At 41.4% G+C, this 10,548-nt stretch carries 9 protein-coding genes; all 9 read left to right on the top strand.

The features are described 5' to 3' along the window. Positions 1–642: 642 nt before the first annotated feature. The 9 genes from RTR43_RS18945 (at position 643) to ispF (ending at position 10,535) form a co-directional block, all read left to right on the top strand. Positions 643–1,104 carry a CtsR family transcriptional regulator gene (locus tag RTR43_RS18945; RefSeq protein ID WP_248736921.1) on the top strand — a complete coding sequence of 154 codons (462 nt, stop codon included), beginning with the start codon at positions 643–645 and terminating at the stop codon, positions 1,102–1,104. Positions 1,105–1,129: 25 nt separating this feature from the next. Continuing rightward, positions 1,130–1,678: a protein-arginine kinase activator protein McsA gene (mcsA, locus tag RTR43_RS18940; protein WP_312473899.1), complete on the top strand. Its 549-nt coding sequence runs from the start codon at positions 1,130–1,132 to the stop codon at positions 1,676–1,678. 1 nt (position 1,679) lies between these two features. Beyond that, a complete protein-coding gene (mcsB, locus tag RTR43_RS18935) occupies positions 1,680–2,750 on the top strand; it encodes a protein-arginine kinase McsB (RefSeq protein WP_312473897.1) in 1,071 nt (356 codons plus the stop codon). 19 nt (positions 2,751–2,769) lie between these two features. Next, positions 2,770–5,211: an ATP-dependent protease ATP-binding subunit ClpC gene (gene clpC, locus RTR43_RS18930; protein WP_312473895.1), complete on the top strand. Its 2,442-nt coding sequence runs from the start codon at positions 2,770–2,772 to the stop codon at positions 5,209–5,211. 298 nt (positions 5,212–5,509) lie between these two features. Continuing rightward, the gene (gene radA / locus RTR43_RS18925; protein WP_312473894.1) at positions 5,510–6,892 is read left to right on the top strand and encodes a DNA repair protein RadA; all 1,383 of its coding nucleotides are present in this window, start codon (positions 5,510–5,512) and stop codon (positions 6,890–6,892) included. A gap of 3 nt (positions 6,893–6,895) precedes the next feature. Then, entirely contained in the window at positions 6,896–7,969 is a 1,074-nt protein-coding gene (gene disA / locus RTR43_RS18920; protein WP_312473892.1) for a DNA integrity scanning diadenylate cyclase DisA, read from the top strand. Positions 7,970–8,170: 201 nt separating this feature from the next. Further along, positions 8,171–9,259, top strand: coding sequence for a PIN/TRAM domain-containing protein (locus RTR43_RS18915; RefSeq protein WP_312473890.1), 1,089 nt, complete (start codon positions 8,171–8,173; stop codon positions 9,257–9,259). A 107-nt stretch (positions 9,260–9,366) separates the two neighbouring features. Further along, the gene (gene ispD / locus RTR43_RS18910) at positions 9,367–10,050 is read left to right on the top strand and encodes a 2-C-methyl-D-erythritol 4-phosphate cytidylyltransferase (protein ID WP_312473887.1); all 684 of its coding nucleotides are present in this window, start codon (positions 9,367–9,369) and stop codon (positions 10,048–10,050) included. 2 nt (positions 10,051–10,052) lie between these two features. Then, positions 10,053–10,535, top strand: coding sequence for a 2-C-methyl-D-erythritol 2,4-cyclodiphosphate synthase (gene ispF, locus RTR43_RS18905; RefSeq protein WP_312473885.1), 483 nt, complete (start codon positions 10,053–10,055; stop codon positions 10,533–10,535). The last annotated feature ends 13 nt before the right edge of the window (positions 10,536–10,548 follow it).

Genomic DNA, 10,548 nt, shown 5'->3' with positions numbered 1-10,548 from the left:
GAGTAGGACGTTGCCAGGCATGTGTAAAGGACAATCCGAGAGGATTGTCCTTTTTGCTGTTCAGAAGGGTAACCTAGAAGAGATAGAGAGTAAAAGGGAACGTACTCTTAAAAAGTAACCAAAAAAGAGGATCTGAGAAGGGTCGTACACAAAGGCTCTTTTTTCATAGCTTGTTGCTTTTATTGAAACTTAAGGACGATCTGACCATTACCCTTCGATTCGCTGATATATCAAAAAAAAGCCACGGATAAGCTGAAAATAGCAAGACCTTTTAGAGAAAAATTGGTGGAATTCTCAATTAAAATCATAAAGCGAATAAAAATTACCATTCTAATCAAAGGAATTAGGCAAATTTAGTAAGAAAGCAACAGTATTTTCGAAGACAGCCTACACAAAAAACAAGCTGCTCCTAAAATCAGTAGGTAAAATTACTCGAACCTACCTGACAATTACCTCTGTTGAATTTATCGAATTTCACCACTAATCACCAAAAATGCTTCAATAAAAACTTTTAAATAATCGCAGGTTTTGCAACCGTGCGATTTGGAGAAAATCATTAGTAGTGAATCGTTGCATCTACATAAGAATTTCAGTATAATTTATGTCAAATATAGTCAAAGTCAGAAGATAGGGGGTGGGAGGATGAGAAACATCTCCGATATAATCGAGAAATATCTAAAACAAGTATTGGAAATGAGTGAAGAGGATCTTGTTGAAATTAAAAGAAGTGAAATCGCTGATAAATTTCAATGTGTTCCTTCACAAATCAATTATGTAATCAATACCCGCTTTACCATTGAAAGAGGATATATTGTTGAAAGCAAACGGGGCGGCGGCGGTTATATTCGGATAATTAAGGTTCAATCACATGATTTGGCGCATTTAATTGACCAATTGCTTTCACTCGTTCAGAGTCGTATTAGTCAAACAAGCGCCGAAGACGTCATTATCCGTCTTGTTCAAGAGGAAATCATTACCAAACGGGAAGCGAAAATTATGTTAAGTGTAATTGATCGTTCTGTTTTATATATTGATCTTCCATACCGGGATGAATTAAGAGCAAGAATGTTAAAAGCTATGTTAACTTCCTTAAAATATAAATAATATTTGCTGCTGGAGAGGTGAGAGTATGATTTGCCAAGAATGTAATCAAAGGCCTGCAGCACTTCATTTTACCAAAATCATTAATGGTGAAAAGACAGAGGTGCATCTTTGTGAGAAGTGTGCACAAGAAAAGGGCGAGATGTTTATTTTTACTGGAGAATCGGGTTTTGCGTTTAATAACCTGTTGGCAGGGTTGTTAAATATTGACCCTGCTTTTCAAAAGCCAAGCGAAAGCCCGTTTCATCAGGAGGAAATCCTTCAGTGTGACTGCTGCTCGATGACATTTCCACAGTTTTTAAAGGTAGGGCGCTTCGGTTGTACCCATTGCTATGATACATTTAAGGATCAGCTAAAACCGGTATTAAGACGTCTTCACAGTGGAAACTGGACACATAACGGGAAAATTCCGAAAAGAATCGGCGGGGGCATTCACCTCCGTAAACAGATTGAAGAATTGAAAAATGACCTTAGAGAATCCATCTCCCATGAAGAGTTTGAGAAAGCCGCGGAGTTAAGAGATGAAATACGGACGTTAGAGAAAAAATTAGCTGGAAGTGAAAAGGGAGGGGAATAACGTGTCGCTTGAACGATTTCTCAATCAAGCTGTCAGCTCTTGGATGAGCGAAGAAGGACCTGACTCGGATATTGTCCTTAGTTCCCGAATTCGTTTAGCCAGGAACTTCGAAGATTATAAATTTCCAACTATTTTTTCACATGAAGAAGCAAAAATGATTATTGTAAATATGGAAGAAATTTTAGGAAGATCACGTTTTCAAAAATTTGGGCAAATGGAATTGTTGAAAATTGATGAATTACAGCCACTTCAAAAAAGGGTGTTAGTAGAGAAGCATTTGATCAGCCCTCAACTAGCTGAAGAATCACCGTATGGTGCTGTTTTATTAACCGAAAATGAAGAAGTTAGTATTATGATTAATGAAGAGGATCATATTCGAATTCAATGCCTGTTCCCAGGATTGCAATTATCCGAAGCCTTAGATGCTGCTAATGAAATTGATGATTGGCTTGAAAGTAATATTCAATATGCGTTTGATGAAAAGCACGGTTATTTAACCAGCTGTCCTACAAACGTGGGAACAGGTCTCCGTGCCTCTGTCATGATGCATTTGCCAGGGTTAATCTTAACGCAGCAAATTAATCGAATTATTCCTGCTATCAACCAATTAGGGCTTGTTGTAAGAGGAATTTATGGTGAAGGAAGTGAAGCATTAGGGAATATTTTTCAAATCTCTAATCAAATCACGCTTGGAAAATCGGAAGAAGATATCGGCAGAGACCTTAAAGGGGTTGTCAGTCAGCTCATTTCACAAGAAAGGTCGGCCCGTGAAGCATTACGAAAAACTTCAAACATACAATTAGAAGACAGGATATTCCGTTCATTAGGCGTTCTGTCTAATAGTCGAATCATTGAGTCGAAAGAGGCAGCCAAGTGTTTATCAGATGTTCGGCTTGGAATAGATATAGGTTTTATCGAAAATTTACCAAAAACGATTTTAAATGAATTAATGATCTTAACCCAGCCAGGGTTTTTACAGCAATATGCAGGTGGTCCATTACGGCCGCATGAAAGGGATATCAGACGTGCAGCATTAATTAGAGAACGACTCATAATGGAGCAAGAAAAATAATGGTGAGGAGGAAGAGAATATGATGTTTGGCCGTTTTACTGAGAGAGCACAAAAGGTGCTGGCTTTAGCACAAGAAGAGGCGATTCGTCTTGGACATAATAACATAGGAACAGAGCATATTTTATTAGGATTAGTTCGCGAAGGGGAAGGAATTGCTGCAAAAGCGCTTTATGGTCTTGGCTTAGGTTCCGATAAAATCCAAAATGAAGTGGAAAATTTAATTGGCAAGGGACAAGAAACTTCTCAAACGATTCACTATACTCCAAGAGCGAAAAAGGTCATTGAATTGTCAATGGATGAGGCGAGAAAATTAGGACATTCCTATGTGGGCACAGAGCATATTCTTCTTGGCTTGATTCGTGAGGGAGAAGGGGTTGCTGCCAGAGTCCTTAATAATCTTGGTGTTAGCTTAAATAAAGCACGGCAGCAGGTGCTGCAATTATTAGGAAGTAACGAATCTGGAGGACATCAGGGCAGTTCCTCTGTTAGTGCTAACACCCCAACACTTGACAGCTTGGCCAGAGATTTAACTTCAATTGCCCGCGAAGGAAGCCTTGATCCTGTAATTGGGCGCAGCAAGGAAATTCAGCGAGTTATCGAGGTTTTAAGTCGGCGGACAAAAAATAACCCAGTCTTAATTGGTGAGCCTGGAGTTGGGAAAACTGCGATTGCAGAAGGTCTTGCTCAGCAAATTGTGAATAATGAAGTGCCGGAAATTCTTCGCGATAAACGAGTCATGACCCTTGATATGGGAACAGTTGTAGCTGGGACGAAATATCGAGGTGAATTTGAGGACCGGTTGAAAAAAGTAATGGATGAGATTCGCCAGGCTGGTAATATTATTCTATTCATTGATGAGCTGCACACATTAATCGGAGCTGGTGGTGCAGAAGGTGCCATAGATGCTTCAAATATCTTAAAACCATCGCTAGCCCGCGGAGAGCTCCAGTGTATTGGAGCAACGACGCTTGATGAATATCGAAAATATATTGAAAAAGATGCCGCGTTAGAACGACGCTTCCAGCCGATTCGTGTCGATGAACCAACGGCAGAAGAATCTATCCGGATTTTGGAGGGCTTACGAGACCGCTACGAAGCTCATCACCGTGTTTCGATTACTGATGAAGCCATTAAAGCAGCAGTAAAGCTTTCAGATCGGTATATTTCAGATCGTTTCCTGCCGGATAAAGCGATTGATTTAATCGATGAAGCGGGCTCAAAGGTACGGCTCCGCTCATATACTACGCCACCCAATTTAAAAGAATTAGAGGTAAAGCTTGAGGAAGTAAGGAAAGAAAAGGATTCAGCTGTCCAAAGTCAGGAATTTGAAAAAGCAGCTTCGTTAAGGGATACAGAACAGCGTCTACGTGAACAGCTTGAAGAAACGAAGAAAACGTGGAAGGAAAAACAAGGAAAAGAAAATAATGAAGTGACGGTTGAGGATATTGCCAGTGTCGTTTCAAGCTGGACGGGAGTGCCCGTCTCCAAGCTTGCCGAAACGGAGACAGCAAAATTACTTAATTTAGAGGAAGTCCTTCATTCTCGGATTATTGGCCAGGAAGAGGCAGTCAAAGCAGTTTCTAAAGCCGTCCGCCGTGCACGTGCTGGATTAAAAGATCCAAAACGTCCAATCGGTTCCTTTGTTTTCCTTGGACCAACCGGGGTCGGAAAAACAGAATTAGCCCGTGCTCTTGCTGAGGCGATGTTTGGCGATGAAGATGCGATGATTCGGATTGATATGTCTGAATATATGGAGAAGCACTCCACGTCCCGACTAGTTGGTTCACCTCCGGGATATGTCGGTTATGAGGAAGGCGGACAATTAACGGAAAAGGTTCGCAGGAAACCGTACTCGGTTATATTGCTCGATGAAATAGAAAAAGCACACCCAGATGTATTTAATATCCTGCTTCAAGTACTAGAAGATGGGCGCTTAACAGATTCAAAGGGAAGAACAGTTGATTTCCGAAATACTGTTCTGATAATGACCTCCAATGTAGGAGCTGAAGCGCTTAAACGTAATAAATACGTTGGTTTCAATATCCAAGATGGCGAGCACGATTATAAAGACATGAAGAGTAAGGTGATGGAGGAACTCAAGAAAGCCTTCCGTCCTGAATTCTTGAATCGGATCGATGAAATCATTGTTTTCCATGCCTTAGAAAGAAAGCATCTTAATGAAATTGTTACGTTGTTGTCAGACCAGCTAATCAAACGCTTAAAGGAACAGGATATTTCTATAGAGTTAACGGATGCTGCGAAGGAGAAAATATCACAAGAGGGTTATGACCCAGAGTATGGGGCAAGACCTCTCCGTCGTGCCATTCAAAAGCATATTGAAGACCGGCTCTCGGAAGAACTGCTAAAAGGGACATTATTGACCGGCCAGCTTGCAATAATTGATGTGGATAATGGTGAATTTATCGTGAGAATGGCCGAACAAACAAGTTTAGTGAAATAGAATAGTATCAGTTTTTCAACAGATAATTTTTAAGCGTTAAATAACAGGAAACAGAGGTACACGTGAATAAAGTCGATTCGTGTACCTCTTTTTTTAAAAAATATAAGAATTTTTAACATTGGACATTAAGAATTGTCCAGCTCCAGCGCCCAGCGGCTAGTGTACTTCGCGCTTCTCCCTACGATAAGTCAACATTGGTTCGTTTCCGCTCACCGTGTTTCCTTTATCTCAGTCGAAGCACTCCAGTCCATACGCCGCTAACTGGGCGCTTGCGCTTTTAAGAGAGGAAAGAAGCAGGATGGCGAAACGAAAAACAAAGTTTATCTGTCAGGAGTGCGGGTATGAATCTCCAAAGTGGATGGGGAAATGTCCGGGTTGCGGGCAGTGGAATAAGATGGTTGAGGAAGTAGAGGTCACAGGCGCTTCAAGAAGGGGAGCGTTCGCGCATTCTCAGGGTGGCACAGGCCTTTTATCAAAACCAATGCCAATCAATACGATTGAAATGGAAAATGAACCGCGTATTTTAACCGATCTAAATGAACTGAACCGCGTCCTAGGCGGGGGAGTGGTAAAGGGCTCGTTAGTATTAATTGGCGGAGATCCAGGTATCGGAAAATCTACTCTGCTTTTGCAAGTATCTTCACAGCTTGCCAATAAAGGCAATCAGGTTTTATATATATCTGGTGAAGAGTCATTGAGACAAACGAAACTCCGTGCCGAACGATTAGGGATATCATCGGAAAATCTGTTAGTTTATTCGGAAACAAACCTAGAAGAAATAAACCGAACGATTGAGAATACAAACCCTAGCTTCGTTATCATTGATTCGATTCAGACCGTCTTCCACCCGGAAGTAACGTCAGCACCGGGCAGCGTCTCACAGGTCCGTGAATGTACTTCCGAATTAATGAGAATCGGTAAAACAAAAGGGATTGCCATTTTTATTGTCGGGCACGTAACAAAAGAAGGCTCAATTGCGGGACCAAGGCTGTTAGAGCATATGGTAGATACCGTCCTTTATTTTGAAGGAGAAAGGCATCACACCTACCGGATTCTAAGGGCCGTGAAGAACCGCTTTGGCTCAACGAATGAAATGGGCATTTTTGAGATGAAAGAATTTGGTCTTGAAGAAGTAGAAAATCCATCAGAAATCTTTCTTGAAGAACGTTCCCGGGGAGCGGCAGGCTCGACTGTCGTAGCATCAATGGAAGGGACCCGTCCTGTCCTCGTTGAAATTCAGGCGTTAATTTCACCGACAAGCTTTGGAAATCCAAGAAGAATGGCAACGGGAATCGACCATAACCGTGTGCCGCTCTTAATGGCCGTCTTAGAAAAGCGCGTTGGGATGCTGCTGCAAAATCAGGATGCCTACTTGAAAGTAGCAGGGGGCGTAAAATTGGATGAACCTGCGATTGATTTGGCGGTTGCCGTTAGTATTGCCTCGAGTTTTAGGGATAAACCAACTAGGCCGACAGATTGCATTATTGGCGAAGTAGGATTAACTGGCGAAGTAAGACGGGTGTCAAGAATTGAGCAGCGTGTTCAGGAGGCTGCAAAGTTAGGCTTTGAACGTGTTATTTTGCCTGCCAATAATTTAAGCGGCTGGAAGGGGCCAAAGGGGGTCCAACTGATTGGGGTATCGTCGGTTAGTGAGGCACTAAAAGCAGCGTTGGAGGGTTAACAGATGGAAAATAAAAAGCTTGGTGAACAATCTGTCAGTGATGTTTTGCAGTTTATTGCACCCGGTACACCCCTTCGCGAGGGAATTGATAATGTACTGAGGGCAAATACTGGGGGGCTTATTGTTGTTGGTTATAAGGAAAAGCTAAAAGGAATTGTCGATGGCGGTTTTGAAATCAATTGTCCTTTTTCACCGAGCTTTTTATATGAATTGGCAAAAATGGATGGAGCGATTATCTTAAATGAATTAGGAAACAAAATCCTTTTTGCCAATGCTCAGCTAGCCCCTAACGCTGAAATACCATCTTCCGAAACAGGTATGAGGCATCGCACTGCCGAAAGAGTGGCCAAACAGACCAAGGCCCTTGTGATTGCAATTTCACAAAGAAGAAATGTGATTACCTTGTATCAGGGGAATTTCCGCTATGTGCTAAAAGATATTGCCGTCATTTTGACAAAGGCTAATCAAGCGATTCAGACGCTTGAAAAGTATAAGTCAGTGTTGGAGCATAGTATTACCAATTTGAGTATTTTAGAGTTCGAGGAGTCGGTTACCTATAATGATTTTTTACTTGTCCTCCATCGTTTTGAAATGGTATTAAAGATAAAAAACGAACTGCTAACCTTTCTGCATGAGTTGGGGACAGAGGGACGGCTCATTCGCTTACAAATGAATGAAATTTTAACTGTTTTAGAAGAAGAGATTATGTTGATTATTAAAGACTATGCCTTCGAACGGGATATAAAGGCGGGGGATGTCCTTGGTCGGATGCAGGTTTTAGCCAACAACGGCTCGCTTGAGGATATGGTCCTTTTAAAGTTAATGGGATATCTTGGCTATGTTCATCTCGATGAAAATAAAAATCCGCGCGGCTATCGAATCCTTCATAAGATTCCCAGACTTCCTTCGATTATTATTGAAAATCTTATCAGTTCATTTGGGGAACTTGCAAAAATCACCTCTGCTACGGTGGACGAACTGGATGATGTTGAGGGAATTGGGGAGGTTCGCGCGAATAAAATACTAGAAGGCTTTCGATTGATTAAGGAGCGCTTAAACACTGACCGGCAGCTATAAAAGCGTTGAAAAAACAATGCTCATGTGCTAAAATAAAAAATTTCAATTTGTTTGACACAAAATTTGTCCAATGCTACCCTATGGGAGTAAGCTGGAAGAAATCAAATAGATTTCAAGATGGTTACATTTTAGAAAAATAATCAGCAAATTAAGGTTTCAATTTTAGGAATATGTTTATAATGAATTAGAGGAGGTGAAGGAATGTTAAAACGAATTGTGCAAGCATGCTTCCTCATAATTGGAGGTACGCTTGGGATATTGTTATTACCGGGATTGTTCAAATTACTTCATATTAATGACATTCCACTAATTAGTAACGCATATGTCACTGCTATTTTAGGTGCTATTATCTTTTATCTTATTACCTTTTGGGCAGTAGATTATGTCTTTAATTTTATTAAATGGGTCGAAGATTCTTTAGTTAAAATTCCGGTCACAGATGTGCTTTTTGGCAGTGTAGGATTGATTTTTGGTTTGATTGTTGCTTTTTTGATTGGTTTTGCGCTGAATGCTGTACAGGTACAATTTTTAAATGCGGTCGCGCCCATTTTGCTGACGCTATTGTTTGGCTACCTTGGCTTTCAGGTAGGCTTCAAAAAAAGGGATGAATTGCTAGGGCTTTTTGGCAATCGAAGCAATAAGAAAAAGACAGCCGACGAGGAGAACGAAAAGGCTATTGGTTCGGATTGGAAGATATTAGATACGAGCGTCATTATTGATGGCCGTGTTGCCGATATTTGTCAGACAGGGTTCTTGGAAGGAACGATTATTATTCCCCAGTTCGTGCTTGAGGAATTACAACATATCGCTGATTCTTCTGATGTGTTGAAACGAAATCGCGGCCGCAGAGGCTTGGACATCTTAAACCGAATTCAAAAGGAACTCTCAATCAAGGTTGAAATTTACGAGGGTGATTTTGAAGAAATTAGTGAAGTGGATTCGAAGCTGGTGAAGCTTGCGAAAATAACAAATGGCATTCTAGTCACCAATGATTTTAACTTAAACAAGGTATGTGAACTGCAGAATGTCTCCGTTTTAAACATAAATGATTTAGCGAACGCCGTGAAACCAGTCGTTCTTCCGGGTGAAGAACTAACGGTCCAAGTGATTAAGGATGGAAAAGAGTATCATCAAGGCGTGGCCTATTTAGATGACGGTACAATGATTGTTGTCGAAGAAGGCAGAGAATATATCGGAAAAAGAATCGAGGTTCTTGTTACGAGTGTCCTCCAGACATCTGCTGGCAGAATGATTTTTGCCAAACCGAAATTACTAGAAAAAGCTTTATAGAGAGAAAAGCACAAGCTACCGTTTAGCGGCTGGGCGCAGGAGCCAGACAAGAGAAAGGTGGAGGCGGCCAGGTTAGGTGCTGAAGACAGATAGATAGGGGTTTTTTTATGACTTACCAAGTCATTCTCCCGGCTGCTGGCCTGGGAAAAAGAATGGGAGCAGGGAAAAACAAGCTTTTATTGGAGCTTAAGGGAATACCTGTACTGATTCATACATTAATGGTGTTTGAAGAGGATGAGGCTTGCAAGGGGATTATTTTGGCGATTCACCCACAGGATGAAGCGGACTTTATCGCTTTACTTGCTAAGTATAGCGTAACAAAAGTTATCAACTTAGTGCCAGGCGGGGAAGAACGTCAACATAGCATTTATAATGCCTTGAAAACAGTGAACTCTGATGGAATTATCCTTGTTCATGATGCGGCAAGACCTTTTATCCAAAAAGAACAGATTTACCGATTAACTGAAACTGCCGAGAAAACGGGTGCTGCCATTATTGCGGTTCCGGCAAAAGACACGATGAAAAAAGTACAAGATGGTGTGGTAGTGGAAACTGTCGAGCGTTCAAGCTTGTGGGCTGTTCAAACCCCACAAGCTTTTCGTATTTCTCTTTTACAGGAGGCCTATGAAAAGGCAGACAAAGATCACTTTCTTGGCACAGATGATTCCAGTTTAGTGGAGCGTCTTAAGCATCCTGTAGCCATTGTAGAAGGCAATTACGATAATATTAAACTAACCACACCAGAAGATTTATTTTTTGCAGAAGCGATTTTGAAAAAGAGGGGTTTTTAATCATGTTTCGAATTGGACAGGGCTTTGATGTTCACCAATTAACAGAAGGGCGCCCGCTGATCATTGGCGGAATCACGATTCCATACGAAAAGGGACTATTGGGTCATTCGGATGCAGATGTTTTATTACATACGGTTTCCGATGCCTGCCTCGGTGCGATTGGGGAAGGTGATATCGGTAAACATTTCCCTGATACGGATGCAAAATTCAAGGATGCTGATTCCGCAAAGCTGATGGAGCATGTTTGGCAGCTGGTGAAAGATAAGGGATACGAGCTTGTTAATGCCGATTGCACCATTATCGCTCAAAAGCCGAAAATGGCTCCTTATATCGAGCAAATGCGCGTTCGGATTGCCGAGTTGTTAGATGCATCACCGGAACAAATTAATGTAAAGGCGACAACGACAGAGAAACTGGGCTTTACCGGCAGGGGAGAGGGGATTGCTTCTCAGGTGGTTGTATTATTAAAAAAGAAAAACATTTAAGCTTTATCAGTGA

It is taken from the genome of Neobacillus sp. (assembly GCF_031988165.1).
Lineage (GTDB): Bacteria > Bacillota > Bacilli > Bacillales > Cytobacillaceae > Neobacillus > Neobacillus rhizosphaerae.
Note: the sequence above shows the minus strand (reverse complement) of the source record. Positions and strands in the feature narration are given on the sequence as shown.